The organism is Aeromonas sp. ZOR0001 (genome assembly GCF_000801015.1).
In the GTDB taxonomy this organism is placed as follows: Bacteria; Pseudomonadota; Gammaproteobacteria; order Enterobacterales; family Aeromonadaceae; genus Aeromonas; species Aeromonas veronii.
This window is the reverse complement of sequence record NZ_JRJY01000147.1, coordinates 1-19,345: the sequence shown is the minus strand read 5'-3', so window position 1 is coordinate 19,345 and position 19,345 is coordinate 1. Positions and strand designations below refer to the sequence as shown.

The following is a 19,345-nucleotide window of genomic DNA, read 5'->3' as shown; positions in this document are numbered from 1 at the left end:
CTTTTGTTATGCCGACACTTTTTGCTCCAGCTTGCCCAGCGCGCGCAGGATCTGCTCCGGCGTGAAGTGCCACTTGCGCAGCCAGACACCGCAGGCGTCGTGGATGGCGGTGGCGATGGCAGGCGCCGCGCCGTTCACCCCAATCTCCGAGATGGACTTGGCGCCGTAAGGGCCAACCTTGTCGTCACTCGGTACCAGGAAGGCCCGGAAGTCGCGGGGAATGTCGCCAATCTTGGGCGCGCCATAGCTCTTCAGATCCCGGGTGAGCGGGATGCCCTTGCTGTCGTAGCAGATCTCTTCGGTCATGGTGTGGCCGATGGCCCGCATGGTCGCCCCGTAGATCTGGCCGAGGGCCAGCTCCGGGTTGATGGGGGTACCGCAGTCGAGCAGGGCGTAGAACTTGTCGAGGCGGATCTCGCCGGTTCTGACGTTGACCGCCACCTCGGCGAAGTTGGCGCCATACGGGAAGGCGAGCTCCGAAGTGATGTAGCTGGCGGTGCCCACCAGAATGCCGAAGCCGGTACCGGTCTCGGCCTTGTGGGCCAGCTTGGCGAGGGTCACCTCCCCCTGCTTGCCGCGCACGATACCCGGGTGAACCAGTTCCACATCCTCCACCGGCTCGCCCAGCATGGCGGCGCCGTGGAACAGGATCTTCGCCTTGAGGTTCTCGGCCGCCATCTTGGCCGCGTTGCCGGAGAAGCAGGTACCGGACGAGGCGTAGGCCCCCTTGTCGAACAGGGCGTGGTCGGTGTCGCCAGAGATCACATGCACATCGCTGAGCGGGCAACCGAGCACCTCGGCGGTCAGCTTGGCCACCACGGTATCGAGGCCGGTGCCGATATCGGCGCCACCGGAGTGAACGATAAAGGTGCCGTCCGATTCCAGCTTGACCATGCAGTTGGCCTGATCGATATCGGGGATCCCCGATTTTTGCATGATGATGGCGACACCACGGCCGATGCGCCAATCCCCGTCAGCGGGTTTGGGGCTATCCCAGGCAATCAACTCGCGACCCAGCTTGAGGATGGGTTCGAGGGCACAGCTGGCGGCGTGGGGCACCGAGGTGGGCATCTTGCCCTCGCCGATGGCACCCAGCACCTTGAGGATATCCCCTTCGTGCACCCGGTTGTGCTCCACCATGTCGAGCTGATCGATCCCCAGTTTCTCGGCAAGTTCGGCAATCGCCATGGTCAGGGCAAAGTTGCCCTTGGGCGCGCCGTAGCCCTGATAGGCGCCGGTCGGACAGATGTTGCTGTAGTAGGTGTTGACGGTAAAGCGCACGTTGTCGCACGGATAGAGCGGCAGGGAGAGCGCCGGGCCGTTGCTTGGCACCGTCAATGAGTGGTTGCCGTAAGGGCCGGTGTTGGCGCGAAAATCCATGTCGATGGCGGTGATGGTGCCATCTTTTTTGGCCCCCACTTTCACCTTTACCTTGGCCACGTGGCGAGAGGTGTTGCTGATGAACTCCTCTTCACGGGTGTAGCGGAAGGTGACCGGACGGCCGGTGACCTTGGTCGCCCAGGCGCACACCTCTTCCAGCAGAATGTCCTGCTTGGAGCCAAAACCGCCCCCTACCCGCTCCTTGATCACGTGCACCTGATGTTGCTTGAGGCCGACGATACGCGCCACCTGACGGCGCACGTGCCACGGCACCTGAGTAGAGGCGTGAATGACCAGACGATCCCCATCCATATAGGTGAAGCAGATGTGCGGCTCGGTCGGGCACTGCTGGGCCTGGGTCGATTCGTAGGTGCGCTCGACAATCTCGTCCGCCTCGGCAAAGCCTTTGGCCACATCGCCGATCTGGCCATGGACGCTGGCGGCCAGGTTCTCGTGGGGGCGGGAGCCGATGGGGAAGTTGATGATCATGTGCTCATCGCCGCGGCGCACCGAGCAGGCGTTCTGCTGCTCGAGATCCGCAGGCGCACCGGCCATGTAGACGATGGGCTCGTCGTGAACCAGGGGTGCGTTGGGAGCCATCGCCTCATCGATGGTCATGACCGCAGGCAGCACCTGATACTCAACCTCGATGAGTTTCAGCGCTGCCAATGCGATGGCTTCGCTCTCGGCCACCACAGCGGCAACACGATCACCGACATGGCGCACCTTGCGGCTGAACATGCGGCGATCGAGCGGTGACGGCTCAGGGGCACTCTGACCACCCGGGGTGTAAAACACATCCGGGCAGTTGAGGTGGGTGATGACATGCACGACACCCGGCAGCGCCTCGGCGCGGCTCACGTCGAGTTTGGTGATCACCGCATGGGGATGGGGACTGCGCAACATCTTGATGATCAGTGCATCCTCGGTGACCCGATCCTCCACGTAGCAGGGCTTGGCCTGCACCATTTTGGCGGCGTCCACTTTCGGACAGCTCTTGCCGATGTGGCGCAGATCGTCGCGAAACTCCGGGGCGATCTGGCACAGGTAATCGGGATCCTTCATCCGTGAGCAAGCTAGCTCGATGGCCTGATAGAACTGCTGATAACCGCCGTCGCGGTGAAACAGGCCCGAGAGGGCATCGTCGATTTGATCACGGGTGGGCTCGGGGTGGCGATCAAGCAGGTCGGTGACGATGAGCGCGGCGGCCGGATCGTTGTAGCCCGACTGCACCACGCCCACATCTACCATCGCCTGCTGCACCAGACTAAGCTGGTTCCAGCTGCCCAGCGACTCGGCGGTGCGCACCTCTGATCCATCCAGCTGGGCGGCGATCAGCAGAGAGGCATTGATCACCTTGCCGTTGAAGAGAATGGCATCGGAGCCGGCAAAACCGAAGCCGTCGTCACTGTTGCGCACCGAGTGCATCCGGCACTGGTTAAACAGCACCCGCTGGGCATTGTCACCGGCCTTGCAGATGACGGTGCGCAGGGCACCGTTCAGGGTAAAGTTGAGTTCCATCATGCTTGCACCTCCTGCTGCTGGCAATCCACCAGCAGATCCGCCACTACCACGCCGGTGATATACCGCTTGTAACTTATGCTGCCCGCCAGATCCTCACGGGGCGCAATCAGCTCGCTCACGGCCGCCTCCAGCGCAGCGTCGTGCAGTTCTCGGCGCTCCAGATCCCGCAGGCGCATCGGCTGCGGGGTGACGCCAGCGACAGCCACCCGCATTTCGCCAATGCTGTCGAGGGCCACGGCGGCGGTCATCACCGCCAAGCCATCGGCATTGCGGCTGATGCGGCGGGTGGCGCAGCGCAGTTCAGGCTCCGGCAGCACAACTCCGAGCACCAGGGCATTGCGCTGCCCCGCCAGATAGGCGTCGATGGGTTGCAACAGGTTGTTCTCCAGCACGACCACGGCTTCGAGCACCAGCAACACCGGCAGCAAGGGGGAGTCCTGCTGCTGGCAAGCAATTTCACCGCCGAGGGTGGCCTGATTGCGCAGATGGCGGGAGTAGACAAACCCCAGCGCGTCGCACAGGGCGGCCGGGGTACGGGGATCATCTTTCAGGGTCTGCAGGGTGACGGTAGCGCCGATATGGAGCTGGCCGTGCTGCTGCTCAATCTGGTTCAGTCCCAGCTTGTCCAGCGAGATAGCGACCTTCTTGTCGGTGCGAGTCGGAGCGGCGTTAAGCTTGCTGCCGCCCCCCATGTAAACGGCGTCGTTGCCGAAGCTGGCCTTGAGTTCCAAAGCCTGACCCAGTTGCTCGGGTCGGAAGAATTGCTCAATCATGTGTCGTCCTTACTCTTGCTGCCCGCCGCCGGGAAAATCCACAGGGCGGGCAATCCGGTCCAAAACTGTGGAAGGTGGCCTTAGGCCAGCTGATCCATCCGTTGCCACAGGCGGCTCGCCACCTTGCTGGCCTGCTCGTAAATGGGCGCGACATCGAACGGGAACTCGCGATCCTGATAGACCATGCGCCCCTCGACCATCACGCTGTTGACGCTGTTCGATCCCATGCCAAAGGCGAGATGGCCACCGAGGTTGCGCGGCGCCAGCGGGGTCGGTGCGTCGTAGTCGCAAATGGTGAGGTCGGCCTTGTAGCCCGGCTCCAGGCGGCCAAATTTGGCGCCGAAGTTGCGTTCCAGCAGGGTGTTGCCGTTCCAGAGGAAGCGGGCAAAGCTGTCTGGCCACAGGGCGCCGCCGGCATCCTTGTGTTTGAAGTAGGCGAACTTGAGCTCTTCGAGCATGTCGGAGCCGATGCCATCGGTGCCGAGCGCCAGATTGCGATACTCCGGCAGATGCATGTTGTAGCCCACGTGGTTGTTCATGTTGGAGCGGGCGTTGTGCACCAGGAAGGCATCGCGGCTGTTGAGCAACTCAATGTCGGCCGGGCTCAGGTAGATGCCGTGGGCGACAAGCGACTTGCTGTCGATCAGGCCAAACTCGTCCAACCGGGCGATGGGCTCCTTGCCATAGTGGTGGTGGCCGTGAGCCATGTCGTAGCGATCTTCCGCCACATGGATATGCAGACCACGACCGGTGACCTGCACCGCTTCGCGCAGCATGGCCAACCCCTCGTCAGGCACGGTGAAGGGGGCGTGAGCACCGATATGAGCTTCCACCAGATAGGGTTCGTTCCCCTTGGCCTTGGCCGCATCGATCTGTTGGGCGAACAGGATGTTCTCCTCCACCCCGGCCTGCAGCTCGGCGAGGCCACCGTTGCGATCCGTGGTCTCGAAGCAGGTCATGCCGCGCAGGCCCGCCTCCATAAACCCTTTGCGCAGCACATTCAGGGAGCCCTTGATGAAGTTGGGCGAAGCGTGGTGGTCAATCACCGCGCTGCAGCCGCTCTTGATCGCTTCCAGCGAGCAGATGAGGCCGCTGTAGTAGAGGGACTCTTCATCAAGCGCCCGATCCAGCCGCCACCAGAGGTTTTTCAGGGTGGAGATAAAATCCGGGCAGGGGGCGATATTGGCCATGATCCCCCGCGACAGGCCGGAGTAGAAGTGGTTGTGGGCACAGACGATGCCCGGCATCACCAGCTTGCCCCCCATCTCCCGATAGTTGGCCTCCGGGTAGAGGGCCCGCAGATTGGGCCCCACCGCTTTGATAAGCGATCCTTCGATGGCGATATCCACCCCTTCCAGCACCCGGGTCGGCTCCAGCTGGACAGCGGTGACGTTCTTCAGAATAAACATGGTTTGCTCCTTCGCTTATTCGTGGTTCGCTCAGGCCTCGACGGCCCCCAGCAGGTAGTGGTGATGAGCGTGGACATGGCTGATGATCCGGCACATATCGCCAAGGGCCGCAGGCGCATCCTTGATCCGGCTCTGGGCGTCTATGGTCAGGCGATAGGTCTCACCATCCTGACGCACCCGCAGTTCGCCACCGTCAGCCAGATAGAAACCGGGGTTGCGACTGTTGTCGAAGTCCTCGGGCAGGCTGAAGATGGTGACCTTGTCCTGATAGGGCTTGCCCTGCCACGGGCAGAACTGGGCGCAGTTGCCACATTCGTTGCAGTAGGCATCCAGGTGCAGGGTCTGGAACTGATTCTTGAAGCCCGGCACCGCGATGGCGACGTTGGCCCGGTTGGGGCAGACATCCACGCACTTGCTGCAGAGGTAGTTGCACTCGAGGCAACGGTGCGCCTCTTGCGCCACGAAGGCCTCCCGCTCGCTCTTGTCGACCATGGTGACGGCGATGCTCCCCTTGCGGCGATAGATCTCATCCTTGCCCGATGGCTGGATGGTCACTTCACTCTGCTGGCTGGCGATATGCTCGCGAGAGAGCACCAGATCCGCGGCGCGGCGGGCACCACCGATGGCTCCGACGATGGAGGACGGGCCGCTCTGCACGTCACCGATAAGGAATACGTTGCGACGGCTTGTTTCGCCGGTCTGGCTGTCCACCTCGGGCCAGCCATCGCTGCCAAGAGGAATGCCCATCGCTTTGAGCACCTCGCAGTCAGGCTGCTCGCCGATAGCGGTGATCAGGGCATCCATCTGCATCACTTCGGTCTGCTCGGTAGGCACCGGACGGCGGCGGCCCTGCTCGTCAGGTTCCCCCAGCGCCATCATCCGCACGGTGAGCTTGCCATCTTTGTCAAAGCGCTCCGGATTGGTGAGGAAGCAGAAACGCACCCCATCCTCCACAGCTTCCAGAACCTCCTCGCGATAGGCGGGCATCTCTTTCTCGCTGCGGCGGTAGATAACGGTCACATCGCTGACACCGGGCACCTTGAGGGCGGCGCGGGCACAGTCCATGGCGGTGTTGCCGGCACCGATCACCGCTACATGGCGGCCCAGCGGCAGCGGTTTGCCCTGATTGAAGCTGCGCAGGAAGTGGAAGGATTTGTAAATCCGCTCGTGCCCCCCATCGAGGCTCATACCGCCATTCTTGTCGGCACCGATGCCGACGAAGACATAGGTAAAGCCCTGGGCGTGCAGCTTGTCGACGGTGAGCGCCGGATCGCAGCCAAACTCGAACTTGACCCCGTGGGCGGCGACAAAGTCGATATCGTGCTGGATAAGCTCGGCCGGGATGCGGAACTCGGGGATGATGTGCTTGACTACGCCACCGGCATCCGCTTCGCGCTCGAACACGGTGACCGGATGGCCGGCGCGGGCCAGGAAGTAACCGGCGGAGAGACCGGCAGGGCCTGCGCCAATCACCGCAACCGGATGCTTGTCACCGCTGCCTGCCGGTTTGTGCCAGCGCGCCTTGTACCCTTCCCAGCCGCGCTCCAGCGCCACTTTTTTCAGCTCGCGGATATTGAGCGCGCTGTCGTAGTCGAGGCGGGTGCAGTTGTACTGGCACTGGTGATCGCAGATATGGCCGGTGATGGCGGGCAAGGCGTTGCGCTGATAAATCAGCTCAAGGGCCGCGACATACTCCCCCTCGCCCATCAGGCGAATGTACTCGGGGATATCCTGATGCACGGCGCAGGCGGTGACGCAGGGCGCTACGTAGCAGTCGGTCAGCGGCAGACCGCCACCCACTTCGATGCGATCGTCGGATTTCCACTCCTTCTGGGTGTAATCCATGGTGAGGGCCTTGGCGGCAAGCGCTTCCAGCTTGGCCACATCTACCTGACTCATGGCCCAGCTGTCGGAGGCATCTATCTCTTTGAGGCACTCAATCTGGCGCAGGTAACCACCCGGTTTCAGCAGATCAGTGGCCATGGTGATGGGACGAATGCCGGTTTCGAAGATCTCCGCGATGTTGAACTTGCTGGCGCCGCCCGAGTAGGAGATAGGCAGCTTGCCATCGAAGGCGCGGGACAGCACGGCCGCCACGTTGATGGAGAGCGGGAACAACGCACGGCCGGACATGTACATCTCATCCCCCGGCAGCGCCCCTTTGCGGTTGATGGTGCCCAGGGTGTTGGTCAGCTTGACCCCGAAGGTGAGCCCCTTCTCGGCCCCCAGCGCCATCAGACGGGTCAGCATCGCCTTGGCCTGATCCAGCTTGAGGTCGTGATCGAACGACGCTTCGCTCAGACCAATGTAATCAAAGCCACAGGTGTCGAGGATCTCGCGCACCCGCGGGTAGCCCAGCAGGGTCGGGTTCAGTTTGACGAAGGTGTTGAGCCCCTTCTCTTCCAGCATGTAGCGGCAGATGGCTTCAATTTCGTTCGGCGGGCAGCCGTGCATGGTGGAGAGGGTGACGCCGTGCACCAGCTCGGCCGGGATGCGCTCCACCAGCTGTTGCAGGCGATCGCGCCGCGCCCCCAGTCCCAGCTCGGCGATAAACTGCTCGTCGGCCACCAGCTCGCGCAGCACCTGCTGGTACTCGGCAAATTTCGGACTTTGGCTTGCATCCATCAGGCTGTGGATGAACTGCTGCATCGGTGGCTGTTTGATGCCATCGAGGTTGTAACCCACGCTCATGTTGAAAATGAAAGACTTGGCCTCCCCTTCAAGACGCGGGTAAAACACCTCCTCCAGCAGGTAGAGGGCAAACCAGGCTTTAAGATACTCGTCAAATGCCTTGGGCAGAGTGAACTCGGTGGACCACTCGGTGTTGAAGCACTCATCCTCGGCATCGATACAGGGCTTTTCCAGTTCGAGACGGTCCAGGATCTGCACCGTCTTGAGCTCGATAAAGCGCCCGCCGGTCAGCCAGGAGGTGACGATGTTCTGGGCCAACTGGGTATGGGGGCCGGCTGCCGGGCCAATGGGGGTCTCGCAGGTTTCACCGAACACCTTGATCTTGCGCTCGTCCTGTTTGCGATAGAATTGCGCAGCGGGAATACCGAAAATGCTCTGACTCTCTTTATATTCCGCAAAAATACGGGTCAGCAGATTCTTGAACGGAACGGGTCGCATAATATCGCCCATGGCTATCTCCTTGCAGCTGTTCTGCCCATTGGCAGCATGAATAAATGGGGTATCCCGCACGGGTGTTCCCCCTTGGCAAGGAGAAGAGCAACAATCAGGCCACTACAGTTACAAAACTATTTTTTTACGGTAAAAGCGTGAGACAGCTCCAATTAATGGAGATAATTTACGATGCCACCATTATGGGTATTGCGAGTAGTTATCAATCACTCTGAAATTTACTTAATGAGCTGATTAAAAAGAGCTCGCCCTATCAGATCAAGTGCGAGAAATATCACTTTGATACGCCATTTATCTCCCCGTTATCTTTTTAAACTGGGTTATTTCGTGGGCTCGCTCTCATTTTCAAGAATGCCACCCAGTAGCGCCTGATAGCGCTCCGGGGTATCCACATCAAACAGGATGGCGGGGCTGTCGACGGGCACTATACGGTGCGGATGCCCTTGCAACCAGCGCCGTACCGACGACTGCACCGGGGCCGCTGCCAACTCGCGGGCAAGGGATTTTGGCAGCAACACCGGATGGCCCGCCTCCCCCTGCCAGGTGGGAAAAAGAGTCTCACAGCCCCGTACCTGCCAGAGCTGTTGATAGACATCGCGCGGGATACAGGGGAGATCCCCGTGGCTGATAAAGAGGTAGTCAGCGTCACTGGCCGCCAGGGCGCAGCGGATGGAGCTGCCCAGCCCCTGCCGATAGTCGGGATTGTGGACGACAACAATATCCGGCCGTGATCCGTAGCGGGCTTGAAGCTCCTCGCCACGATGGCCCACCACCAGAATAACCCGCGGACAAAAGGCCAGGGCATTTTTGAGACTTGCATCAAGCATTGTCCCCTGGCAATAAGGTAGCATCATTTTCCAGGTACCCATTCGGGAAGATAAACCCGCAGCCGTTATTATACAGTCACACTGCACTTGTTGCTGGCAACGTTGTTTTCCACTCCCTTCGTTATTTATTTTGGTCGTCATCATGTCGCTACCACACGCTGTTGCTGTCGCATTTCCAGATATAGAACTGCTATTAAATCCGCTCACCAAAAATATTGATAGCCATACCACCTTAATTAGCCTTTGCGGGGCCGGTGGAAAAACCAGCACTCTGTTCTGGCTGGCAGAATATTTTTATAAACAGGGTAAGAGGGTGCTAATTACCACCACCACCCGGATGTTTCTGCCTGCCCCGTCACACTATCGGGAATTGATCCTGGAAGCCGATCCCGTCCGCCAGCTGACCCGCTGCCAAAAACTGCCCGATGAGCCAACTCTGGTCGCCCTGTTCAGCCATATCGATCAGGCCAGCGGCAAGGTGGCGGGCCCCACGCCCCAGCAGATTGATCTCATCAAAGGGCAGCAGCGTTTCGATCTGATCCTGGTCGAAGCGGATGGCGCCAATCACAAGTTATTGAAAGTGCCCGCTTTGCACGAACCTTGCATTCCCCAAAGCAGTGATTGGGTGATCGCCCTGACGGGCGGCGCCATGGTGGGGGCCAAGGCCGACCCGCAGCAGATCCACCGCTGGGCAGAGCTTCAGGCCCTGTGCGGGATAGAGGCCGGTGACCCCCTCGACTGGGCCCTGTTTCACCAGCTGCTCTCCCACCCCGGGGGGCTGTTCAAGGGCACCCCGGCCAGGGCGCGCCGGATCTGGTTTATCAATGGGGATTATCAAAATGAGGCGTCGTGGCTCGATGAATTGATAAAGCTGCATAGCCGCCACCCCGAGATCCATGCCATCTGGCAGGGGGCGGTTCGCGAACCTCAGCCCATTCGCCTCGCACTCGGTTACTTCGCTCAGGATGAGGCACAACCGCCTCGCCCATGATGGTTTAAGGATAAGAAGAGGTACCTTATGAATCTGTTTGCACACGCAGCCCGACTGGAACAGGAGAACACTCCCTTTGCCATGGCCCAGATCATCGAGAGCCGGGGATCCACCCCCCGCCATCAGGCCCAGATGCTGGTGATGGCCGATGGCCAGATCCTCGGCACCATCGGCGGCGGCATGATCGAGCGGCTGGTGATCGAGGAAGCGATGGCCGCCATTGCCGAGCGCAAGCCGCGCATCTTCCACGGCCGGATGGCGCGCAACGGCGAACATGCGGTCGGGTCGGATTGTGGCGGCGCCATGTCGGTCTATATCGATGTCTATGGCCTGCGCCCCCGTCTGGTACTGATCGGCGCCGGTCACGTCAACCGGGCGCTGGCCCATGCCGCCGCACCGCTGGGTTTTGATATCCATGTGGGCGACTGTTTTGAAGGGAGCCTCAATCCCGATCACTTCCCCGTCGGCACTCACCTCAAACAGGCTGATACCATCAGCGCGGTGATCGAGGCGCTGGCCATCGAGCCCGCCAACTTCGTCATCATCGCCACCAACCATCAGGACAAGGAGGCGCTGGAGCGGCTCATCAATCGCCCCCTCGCCTATCTGGGGCTGCTCGCCAGCAAGCGCAAGGTGCAGACCTTCACCCAGGCGCTGCGCCAGCAAGGGGTGAGCCAGGAGCAACTGCAGCAGCTGCACGCCCCCATCGGCTACAACATAGGTGCCGAAACCCCCGAGGAGATCGCCATCAGCATCCTCGCCGAGCTGCTGCAGGTGAAAAACGGCAAATCGGGTGGGCTGATGCAGGACGATGTTCGCCTCAAGCGGGATCAACTGGTGGTGATGCGTGGCTCCGGCGATATCGCTACTGGCGTGGCGCTGCGCCTGCACAATGCCGGTTTCAAGGTGGTGATGCTGGATCTCGACAAGCCCACGGTGATCCGCCGCACCGTCGCCTTCGCTCAAGGGATGTTCGATGGCGAAACCAGTGTCGAGGGTGTGCGCGCCAAGCGGGTCGAGAGCGTTGAGCAAGCGTTCGAACAGCTGGATCGAGGCATCATTCCGCTGCTGGTTGACCCCGACTGCGCCACCCTTGCCGAGCTCAAACCGCGCTATCTGGTGGATGCCATCCTCGCCAAGCAGAACCTCGGCACTCACAAGGAGATGGCCCCCATTACGGTGGCCCTCGGCCCGGGCTTTGAGGCGGGGCGCGACTGCGATGCGGTGATCGAGACCAACCGTGGCCACCATCTGGGCCGAGTCATCTATCAGGGCCCCGCCCAGCCCAATACCGGCATTCCCGGTGTCATCGAGGGGCACTCCGCCCGCCGGGTGGTGCGCGCCCCTGCCCCCGGGGTGATGAAGAGCCTTATCAAGCTCGGCGATCTGGTGCAGGAAGGGGATGTGATCGCCCATGTAGGAGATACCCCCATTATCGCGCCCCTCTCCGGCATGGTGCGGGGATTGCTCAGCGATGGCATCGAGGTGACCATCGGCTTCAAGATCGGTGATATCGACCCGCGCGGCGAGCGCGCCGACGCCACTACGGTATCGGACAAGGCCCGCGCTATCGGTGGCGCCGTACTCGAAGCCATGATGCATCTGGCCCAGCGCCGATAACGGCTCTTCGCGTCCCCCTCACCAAGCAAAAGCCCCACCATGATGGTGGGGCTTTTTTCGGCCTGTCGGTTGATGCAGCTCCTTTACATCAGGAGAACCTGCATCACGACCGGGTTCGTTGCAATCGCCAGGCTCGCACCGCCAGCACAACCAGAGTGATGGCGGTGAGCGGCAATACAAAACCGGTTAGCGCTGCACTGAACTGACCTTGCAGCGGACTGGATGTGGCGTGGAGGATCAGCCAGCAGGTGTAGCCGATGTAGTAGGCCAGAAACAGCGCCCCTTCCCAGCGGGCGATGGTGTAACCGGTAAAGAAGATGGGCAGGCAGGCAAGCGCCACCGCAATCATTACCGGAATATCGAACTGAAGGGCGGTGGCCGACACTTCAAGCCCTCCCGGCGTCACCATGGAGGTGAGTCCCAGCACGCAGAGGATATTGAAGATATTGCTGCCGACCACGTTGCCCACCGCGATATCCCGCTCCCCGCGCAGGGCTGCGACGATGGAGGTCACCACTTCGGGCAAGGAGGTACCGGCAGCCACTATGGTCAAGCCGATGATCAGATCGCTCACCCCGAAGTAGTGGGCAATCTCCACTGCACTGCAACCAGCAGGCGGGAGCCGAGGATCAGCAGACCCAGACCTGCGGCAATAAAGAGCAGATTGCGCAACCAGTTGCCCGCCGTACTCGCTTCACGGATACCAAACTCCTGCTCGTACTCCGCCTGCACCGCTTTGTTTTCCCGTCGACTCTGGACAAAGAGAAACCCGGTGTAGGCGATGATGCCGGCAAACAGCAGCGCCCCTTCCAGTGGCGCAATACGGCCATCGTAGCCCAGCAACAACACCAGAAAAGAGACCACTATCATCAAGGGAACGTCGAGACGTACCAGTTGCTGGGAGACGGTCAATGGTACGATCAGTGCCGAAATACCTAAAATAAACAGCACGTTGAAAATATTGCTGCCGACCACGTTCCCCACCGCTATCCCTGCCTGCCCCTCGAGGCCAGACTGGATGCTCACCGCCAGCTCGGGAGCACTGGTCCCAAAGGCCACTATGGTCAATCCCACCACCAGTGGCGATATCCCCATCATGGTGGCGAGGCGAGATGCGCCCCGCACAAGAGATTCGGCCCCCACCACCAGACACACCAGGCCTACAGCCAACCACACCAGCGTCATCATACGGTCTCATCCTTGCCGTTAGGTTCGTTGAAATAATCACAATAAATCAGATACCTGTGCTCCAAGCACAGTCAGACCACGCCATTGTAACTAGGGGCTGGTCCCCTGTCGCGGGCTCTTTTGAGTGCTGTTTATTGTGCCACTGGCAGCCCAGTCCCCCCTCAACCGTGCTTGATGCGGGTCTCCCCCGCCACCGATACCACGGAGCGCTTGCCCTTGCGGCTAATCACCAACAATGCCAGCACGATAAGGGCGATGCCGCTCCCTTCCACCGGCCCCGGATTTTCGCCCAGCAGCCACCAGGAGAGCAGCACGCCGGTCACCGGCACCGCCAGAGTGCTGAGGCTGGCGATACCCGCTGGCAATTTTTTCAGCACAAACAACCAGAGACTCCAGGCGATGGCGGTGGCGAAGATGGCGCTATAGGCCAGCGCCCCCATCACGTAGGGTTGCCAGTCGATGGGGCGCTCCGGTACCAGCGCCGCCACCAGTGTCATCACCAGGGTGGCGTAGATCATCTGCCAGGTGGTGAGGGACATCAGATCCACCCCGGGATGGCGGGCATACATCCGCTTGGCGATGATGGCGCTGATCCCCCAGCAGATGCCGGAGAGGATTGCCAAGAGCGCACTCTTGAGGGATTCAAGGTGCAGCAGCCAGGGCTGGATCACCAACAGCAGGCCGCAGGCAGCCACCCCGACCGCCAGATAGTGCAGCTTGCGCATCCGCTCGCCGAGAAAGAGCGCCGCGAAGATCACCACCCAAAACGGCATGGTGTAACTCAGAATGGCCACCTTGCCCGCCCCGCCGCTGATCAGCGCCCACTGGGCCAGCCCCACCATGCCACAAGTCTGGAACAGGGCGATGGCCAGGGTATAGCGAAACGGGGTGGGCTTGAGATAACGGCGCCCGCGCAGGGCCAATACCAGCAGCAGAACCAGAGATCCGCACAGGCAGCGCAGGGCGGTGAACTCGAAGGCCCCCGCGTAGAGCATCACCTGCTTCATCACGATCCAGCTGTAACTCCAGATGGCGGTGAGCAGGACCAGTCCCCCCAGCGCCGCCATATTGATCTTTGTGCTCATTACTCTGCCTTTTTGGCGCCTGTGCGCCTGCATGCCGGGCTAACCAGCCCCGAAAAGGACCATCTTACTCTTGTGGGGGCCGACAGCCCAAACGTGTACGCCCCCCTGAAGAGGGGCGTTGGCGAAGAACCTTGCCAAGGTGGGCCTCGAACGACCAACACGCTATATACGTCCCTTATGTGACCCCTGGTAAAATCGATTGCCATCATTAAACGCAAATGCTAATACTTCTCACCCCAAAATCCGTTCAAGGTTTTCACAAGATGTTTCGTCACCCCCTGGCAAAGTTGCTGCTGCTCGGTCAGCTCGCCCTGATGAGCTGGATGGCGCAGGCAAATCCCCCGGTTGAAGTAGAAGATGTGATGGGCCGCAAGGTCTCCCTCAGCCTGCCGGCCAGCCGTATCGTGCTCGGTTTCTATCCCGAGGATTATCTGGCCGTGGCCGGTGAAGGCGGCGCCGATCGGCTGGTGGGCATGTCCCGTGGCTGGTTCGTCAAATCCCGCCCCGCCATCTGGTCGCTCTATGTGGCCAGCCTGCCGCAACTGGCCAAGGTGCCTGACCTTGGCAATGTGCAGGATCAGAGCTTCTCCATCGAGAAGACCCTGGCGGTCAAGCCCGATTTGCTGATCCTGGCGAAGTGGCAATATGAGGCCCTCGGCCCGGATCTGCCACGCTTCGAACAGGCCGGGATCCCGGTGGTGGTCATCGACTACAACGCCCAGACCCTGGAGCGCCACATGGCGAGCACCTTGCTGCTGGGCAAGGTGACAGGTCAGGAAGCTCGTGCCCAACAGATGGCCGACGAATACAAGGCCAAGATTGACATCATCACCTCCCGCATCGCCGCCGCGAAGCGCCAGCCCCCTCGGGTCTATATCGAGCTGGGTGACAAGGGCCCGGCCGAGTACAGCTACACCTATGGCAAGGACATGTGGGGCGCCATGGTCCTGCTGGCGGGCGGTGACAACGTGGCCGCCCCCTTCGTCGAGCGCTGGGGCCCCATCCACCCTGAGCAACTGCTGGCGAGCAAACCCGAGGTCATCCTGATGGCGGGCTACGAGAGCGTGAGCAGCGCAGAGGCGATGCAGGTTGGCCAGGATGTGTCGGCAGAGACAGTGCGCCAGCGTTTGCAAGGCTTTGCCGCCCGTCCGGGCTGGAGCGAGTTGCCCGCAGTGCAGCAGGGTCGCCTCTATGCGGTCTATCACGGCGCCACCCGCAGCATCATGGATGCCGCGCTCATCGAGTTCATGGCCAAGGCCCTCTACCCGGATCTGTTCCAGGATCTCGATCCACTGGCCACCTATCAGGGCTTCTACCAGCGCTATCTGCCCATCCGCCCCCAGGGCACCTTTATGCTGGGCATCAAGCAGGGTGACGCAAACTGAATCCGGTCGTTCGGGCTTTGCCTGTCTAGGCAAAGCCCTCTTCATCCCTCTTTCACCCTTGTGGGCGCCTCTCATGGCGCCCGTTTCAGGATTGTCATCATGAATGATTTGGCTGCCCTGCAGCAGACCCTCGCCCGCCAGCGGCAACGGGAGCGCCGTCGTGGGCACTGGCTCCTGCTGCTCACCCTGGTGCTGTGCATTACCTTGGTGCTCGACATCGCCACCGGCCCCTCCCTGCTGCCACTGGGCGAAGTGGTCGATGCCCTGCTCGCCCCCGCCCAGACTGATCCCATGACCCGCACCATAGTCCATGACATGCGCTTGCCCATCGCCCTGATGGCGCTGGTGGTCGGTGCGGCGTTGGGCCTTGGCGGCGTCCAGATGCAGACCCTGCTGGATAACCCGCTGGCCAGCCCCTACACCCTGGGGCTCGCGGCGGCAGCGGGGCTCGGTGCCGCACTGGCGCTCTATACCGGCGGTCTTGGACTCCCTCCTCTTGTGGCCATTCCGGCTGGCGCCTTCATCCTCTGCATGTTTGCCGCGAGCCTTTTATTTGGCCTGGCCATGATGCGCCATGTCAGCAGCCAGACCCTGATCCTGGCGGGCATCGCCCTGCTGTTCCTGTTCCAGTCCCTGCTCTCCCTGCTGCAGTTTCTCTCCTCCCCCGAGCTCAACCAGCAGATCCTGTTCTGGCTGTTTGGCAGCCTGATGCGCACCACCTGGGACTCCCTGATCATCACCGCCGCCGTCACCCTGATCTGCACCCTGCTCATCTACCGGGACGCCTGGGCCCTCACCAGCCTGCGTCTGGGGGAAGCCCGCGCCCGCAGCCTCGGGGTCAACGTGGACAGGTTGCGCATGAAGACCCTGATACTGGTCGCCCTGCTTACCGCCACTGCCACCAGTTTCGTCGGTGTCATCGGCTTCGTTGGCCTGGTGGCGCCCCATATCGCTCGCATGTTGGTGGGGGAGGATCAGCGCTTTCTTATCCCGCTCTCGGCCCTGTGCGGCGCCTGCATGCTCTCGGCGGCCTCGGTGCTCTCCAAGTCCATCATTCCGGGGGCCCTCTTTCCCATCGGCATCGTCACCGCTTTGATTGGCGTGCCCTTCTTCATCTGGTTGATCCTCGGCAGGGGGCGTAAACGTGCTTGAAATATCCCGACTCTCCCTCTCCCTCGGCCAGCAGACCCTGCTGCGAGAGCTCAACCTCACCCTGCATCCGGGTCAGGTCCACGTGATCATCGGTCCGAACGGGACCGGCAAGACCTCCTTGATGCGCGCCCTGTTTGGTGAGCTGACCCCGGATGGCGGCGATATCCGCCTGGGGGGCCAGAGTGCCCGCCAGATGACGCAGGCCAGGTGGCGCCAGCAGTTTGGCTACATGCCCCAGAACATCCAGCTGGAGCTGGACTTGAGCGTCATCGAAGTGGTGGTGCTGGGGCGCCTCGACAGCCTCTCCATGCGTCTGGCGGACGAGGACATTCTGGCGGCGGGTCGCGCCCTGCAGGCGCTCGGCATCGCCCATCTGGCTGATCGCCCCCTCTACTCCTTGAGCGGCGGCCAGCGACAGATGGTACTGTTCGCCCAGGTTCTGCTGCGCGATCCCCGCATCATGATGCTGGACGAGCCGGTCAGCGCCCTGGATCTGCACCACCAGATGCAACTGATGGAGCACCTGTGTCAGCAGACCCGCGAGCAGCAGTGGATCACCCTGGTGGTGCTGCACGATCTCAACCTCGCAGCCCAATTTGCCGATCAGCTGATCGTGCTGGCAGGGGGCGATCTACAGGCCTTCGGCCCCCCCGCCCGGGTGCTCGACGCGGCCCTTATCGAGCGCCTCTACCATGTGCCGGTGGAGATAAGCCACGACCTGAGCGGCATCCCCTTCCTCAGAACCGTGCGAAAGGCGTCATGACACAGCGCTGCGCCCCCCCTGCAACCACCTCTCCACGCGCTGGCGGGAGGCGCACATGAACGGCGCCTCTTACTGGCGGGACTGGCAGGGCATGAGCCCGGCAGCCCGCCTGCTTATTACCAACGGGCTGGCCTTCAACCTCGGCTTCTACATGATGATGCCCTTCCTCGCCCAGCACATGGGCAGCGGGCTGGGTCTCGCCGGTTGGGCATGTGGCCTGGTCATGGGGATGCGGGTCTTCAGCCAGCAGGGGCTCTTTCTCTTGGGAGGCACCCTTGGGGATCGCATCGGCTATCACCCCGCCATCGTCTGGGGCTGCCTGGTACGCTCCATAGGCTTCGTGTTGCTCGGCTGGGCCGAGTCCCTGCCCATCCTGCTGCTGGCCGCCGCCCTCACCGGCTTTGCGGGGGCCCTGTTCACCCCTTGCGCCCAGGCGTATCTTGCCAGCGAATGCCACAACCCGAGCCAGCGTCAGCGCGCCTTTGCCCTGCACAATCTCGCCAGCGAGGTGGGCATGCTGCTCGGGCCCCTGGTCGGACTGACACTGACCCAGCAGAGCTATACCCTGACCGGCTTGTTGGCGGCGAGTCTGTTCGCCCTGCTCGGCGTGCTGCAATACCGGGTGCTGCCCAAACGCCCGGTGAGCCACCAGAGTCCGCGTGGCGCCATTTTGCGCCAATGGAGAGAGATAGTGCGCCAGCGCCCATTTATCGTGTTTACCCTGCTGGCGGGCAGCTACCAGATCCTGTTCCACCAGCTCTATCTCGCCCTGCCCGCCCATATCCAGAGTCTGCCGGACGCCACCTACCTGCTCGGCGGCGTCTTTACCCTCTCGGCGGTGATCGGCGTCCTGCTCCAGCTACCAGCCTCCCGTCTGGTAGAGAGGCGCCTGGGAGTGCCGCTCGCCATGGGGTTGGGTATCGGGATGATGGGCTTGAGCTACCTGGCTCTACCGCTGCTGGCACCTTGGCCGACGGCAGGCGTGTTGACGCAGGTAGCCCTGCTATCGCTCGGATCCATTCTCTGCTTCCCGCTCTTTTCCGCCCAACTGCCCCGATACGCCCCTCCCGAGCAGCTCGGCAGCTACTACGGCTTCTATGCCAGCGCTGGCGGCTGCATGGCGCTCTTTGGCAACCTGCTCATCGGTTTTATGTTGGGGGATGCGGGCAGCCGCCCCGCCACAGTCATCTGGCTGCTGCTGGCGATGATTGGTTTGCTCGCCGGTATCGGCCTCTACAGGTTTCTGCCATCCACAAAATCCGGTCGCCACTCCAACTAGCCCCATTACCACTCCCACAGAGCGGTTCCTCTGGCCTGCAGAGCATGATCGACAGTGATGATCCGTCACTGCCATCCCAATAAAACAGAGTGTGGAGCCTAGGCTCCACACTCTGTCAGGGGCCGGATGCCCCCTATGGATCAGTACGCATGATTACAGGCTGATCACGGTACCGGTCTTGCCAGCGATCCCCTCGGCGGCCTTCTCCAGCAGGGTGATGAGGGATTTGCGCCCCGGCATGGATGTGGCAAACGAGAGCGCCGCCTCCACCTTGGGCAACATGGATCCTTTGGCAAACTGCCCCTGTGCAATAAAGCTGTTGGCATCGGCGACGCTCAGCTGATCGAGCCACTGCACCTCGGGCTTGCCAAAGTTGATGGCGACCTTCTCCACCGCGGTGAGGATGATCAGCATGTCGGCGTCGATAAGCTCCGCCAGCTTGGCACTGGCCCAATCCTTGTCGATCACCGCACTGGCACCGCGCAGGTGATTGCCCTCGCGCAGCACCGGAATGCCGCCGCCACCGACGGTGATCACCACCTGACCGGCGGCCAGCATGGCAGAGACGGTCTCTTTCTCGATGATATCGACGGGTTTGGGGGATGCGACCACCCGGCGATAGCCGCGACCGGCGTCCTCTTTGAGGTGCTCACCCTGCGCCATCAGCGCCTCGGCCTCCTCCTTGCTGAAGAAGCCGCCGATGGGCTTGCTCGGGTCAAGGAAGGCGGGATCGTTTTTATCCACCTCAACCTGGGTCACCAGCGTGGCGACCGGCTTGTGGATGCCGCGTTCCAGCAGAGCTTCGCGCAGGGCGTTTTGCAGGTCATA

Annotated in this window: 15 protein-coding genes; 6 read left to right on the top strand and 9 right to left on the bottom strand. The window is 61.7% G+C overall.

Annotation, left to right across the window (positions count from 1 at the left end; translation table 11 throughout):
* Positions 1–6: 6 nt before the first annotated feature.
* From L972_RS18095 to mocA, 5 genes are all read right to left on the bottom strand, one after another.
* Entirely contained in the window at positions 7–2,904 is a 2,898-nt protein-coding gene (locus tag L972_RS18095) for a molybdopterin-dependent oxidoreductase Mo/Fe-S-binding subunit (protein WP_204524413.1), read from the bottom strand.
* Complete coding sequence (gene ygfM, locus L972_RS18090) at positions 2,901–3,677, bottom strand: molybdopterin-dependent oxidoreductase FAD-binding subunit (RefSeq protein WP_047440059.1); 777 nt, start codon at positions 3,675–3,677, stop codon at positions 2,901–2,903. Before ygfM ends, L972_RS18095 begins: the two co-directional genes overlap by 4 nt.
* 80 nt (positions 3,678–3,757) lie before the next feature.
* Positions 3,758–5,086: a putative aminohydrolase SsnA gene (gene ssnA, locus L972_RS18085; RefSeq protein WP_047440058.1), complete on the bottom strand. Its 1,329-nt coding sequence runs from the start codon at positions 5,084–5,086 to the stop codon at positions 3,758–3,760.
* Positions 5,087–5,116: 30 nt separating this feature from the next.
* Complete coding sequence (gene ygfK / locus L972_RS18080) at positions 5,117–8,227, bottom strand: putative selenate reductase subunit YgfK (RefSeq protein ID WP_047440056.1); 3,111 nt, start codon at positions 8,225–8,227, stop codon at positions 5,117–5,119.
* A 320-nt stretch (positions 8,228–8,547) separates the two neighbouring features.
* Entirely contained in the window at positions 8,548–9,195 is a 648-nt protein-coding gene (gene mocA, locus L972_RS18075; RefSeq protein ID WP_265176584.1) for a molybdenum cofactor cytidylyltransferase, read from the bottom strand.
* A gap of 1 nt (position 9,196) precedes the next feature.
* On the opposite strand from mocA, the gene yqeC reads away from it, so the two are divergent.
* Positions 9,197–10,045: a selenium cofactor biosynthesis protein YqeC gene (yqeC, locus tag L972_RS18070; protein WP_047440053.1), complete on the top strand. Its 849-nt coding sequence runs from the start codon at positions 9,197–9,199 to the stop codon at positions 10,043–10,045.
* Positions 10,046–10,072: 27 nt separating this feature from the next.
* Complete coding sequence (gene yqeB, locus L972_RS18065) at positions 10,073–11,665, top strand: selenium-dependent molybdenum cofactor biosynthesis protein YqeB (protein ID WP_047440049.1); 1,593 nt, start codon at positions 10,073–10,075, stop codon at positions 11,663–11,665.
* Positions 11,666–11,768: 103 nt separating this feature from the next.
* Here yqeB and L972_RS22040 read toward each other — a convergent pair whose 3' ends face one another.
* The 3 genes from L972_RS22040 to L972_RS18055 form a co-directional block, all read right to left on the bottom strand.
* Entirely contained in the window at positions 11,769–12,263 is a 495-nt protein-coding gene (locus tag L972_RS22040) for a sodium:calcium antiporter (RefSeq protein ID WP_231560953.1), read from the bottom strand.
* Positions 12,236–12,853, bottom strand: a complete 618-nt coding sequence (locus tag L972_RS22035; RefSeq protein WP_231560952.1) for a sodium:calcium antiporter — start codon at positions 12,851–12,853, stop codon at positions 12,236–12,238. Before L972_RS22035 ends, L972_RS22040 begins: the two co-directional genes overlap by 28 nt.
* Before the next feature lie 161 nt (positions 12,854–13,014).
* The gene (locus L972_RS18055) at positions 13,015–13,938 is read right to left on the bottom strand and encodes a DMT family transporter (protein ID WP_047440047.1); all 924 of its coding nucleotides are present in this window, start codon (positions 13,936–13,938) and stop codon (positions 13,015–13,017) included.
* 263 nt (positions 13,939–14,201) lie between these two features.
* Here L972_RS18055 and L972_RS18050 point away from each other — a divergent pair, with 263 nt between their 5' ends.
* From L972_RS18050 to L972_RS18035, 4 genes are all read left to right on the top strand, one after another.
* Complete coding sequence (locus L972_RS18050; RefSeq protein ID WP_047440045.1) at positions 14,202–15,323, top strand: ABC transporter substrate-binding protein; 1,122 nt, start codon at positions 14,202–14,204, stop codon at positions 15,321–15,323.
* A 99-nt stretch (positions 15,324–15,422) separates the two neighbouring features.
* The gene (locus L972_RS18045) at positions 15,423–16,475 is read left to right on the top strand and encodes a FecCD family ABC transporter permease (RefSeq protein WP_047440043.1); all 1,053 of its coding nucleotides are present in this window, start codon (positions 15,423–15,425) and stop codon (positions 16,473–16,475) included.
* Positions 16,468–17,238 carry an ABC transporter ATP-binding protein gene (locus tag L972_RS18040; RefSeq protein ID WP_047440042.1) on the top strand — a complete coding sequence of 257 codons (771 nt, stop codon included), beginning with the start codon at positions 16,468–16,470 and terminating at the stop codon, positions 17,236–17,238. Before L972_RS18045 ends, L972_RS18040 begins: the two co-directional genes overlap by 8 nt.
* A gap of 55 nt (positions 17,239–17,293) precedes the next feature.
* Positions 17,294–18,517 carry an MFS transporter gene (locus L972_RS18035; protein ID WP_047440040.1) on the top strand — a complete coding sequence of 408 codons (1,224 nt, stop codon included), beginning with the start codon at positions 17,294–17,296 and terminating at the stop codon, positions 18,515–18,517.
* Between the two features lie 153 nt (positions 18,518–18,670).
* On the opposite strand, the gene arcC is transcribed toward L972_RS18035, so the two are convergent.
* The coding region (arcC, locus tag L972_RS18030) for a carbamate kinase (RefSeq protein WP_047440038.1) at positions 18,671–19,345 on the bottom strand (675 nt) is incomplete at its 5' end.

Coding starts and splice junctions, on each gene's coding strand:
- L972_RS22035 (WP_231560952.1), bottom strand. CDS start 12,853: ATGATGACGCTGGTGTGGTTGGCTGTAGGCCTGGTGTGTCTGGTGGTG.
- ygfK (WP_047440056.1), bottom strand. CDS start 8,227: ATGGGCGATATTATGCGACCCGTTCCGTTCAAGAATCTGCTGACCCGT.
- ygfM (WP_047440059.1), bottom strand. CDS start 3,677: ATGATTGAGCAATTCTTCCGACCCGAGCAACTGGGTCAGGCTTTGGAA.
- L972_RS18095 (WP_204524413.1), bottom strand. CDS start 2,904: ATGATGGAACTCAACTTTACCCTGAACGGTGCCCTGCGCACCGTCATC.
- L972_RS18045 (WP_047440043.1), top strand. CDS start 15,423: ATGAATGATTTGGCTGCCCTGCAGCAGACCCTCGCCCGCCAGCGGCAA.
- yqeC (WP_047440053.1), top strand. CDS start 9,197: ATGTCGCTACCACACGCTGTTGCTGTCGCATTTCCAGATATAGAACTG.
- L972_RS18050 (WP_047440045.1), top strand. CDS start 14,202: ATGTTTCGTCACCCCCTGGCAAAGTTGCTGCTGCTCGGTCAGCTCGCC.
- L972_RS18055 (WP_047440047.1), bottom strand. CDS start 13,938: ATGAGCACAAAGATCAATATGGCGGCGCTGGGGGGACTGGTCCTGCTC.
- ssnA (WP_047440058.1), bottom strand. CDS start 5,086: ATGTTTATTCTGAAGAACGTCACCGCTGTCCAGCTGGAGCCGACCCGG.
- yqeB (WP_047440049.1), top strand. CDS start 10,073: ATGAATCTGTTTGCACACGCAGCCCGACTGGAACAGGAGAACACTCCC.
- mocA (WP_265176584.1), bottom strand. CDS start 9,195: ATGACGACCAAAATAAATAACGAAGGGAGTGGAAAACAACGTTGCCAG.
- L972_RS18035 (WP_047440040.1), top strand. CDS start 17,294: ATGAACGGCGCCTCTTACTGGCGGGACTGGCAGGGCATGAGCCCGGCA.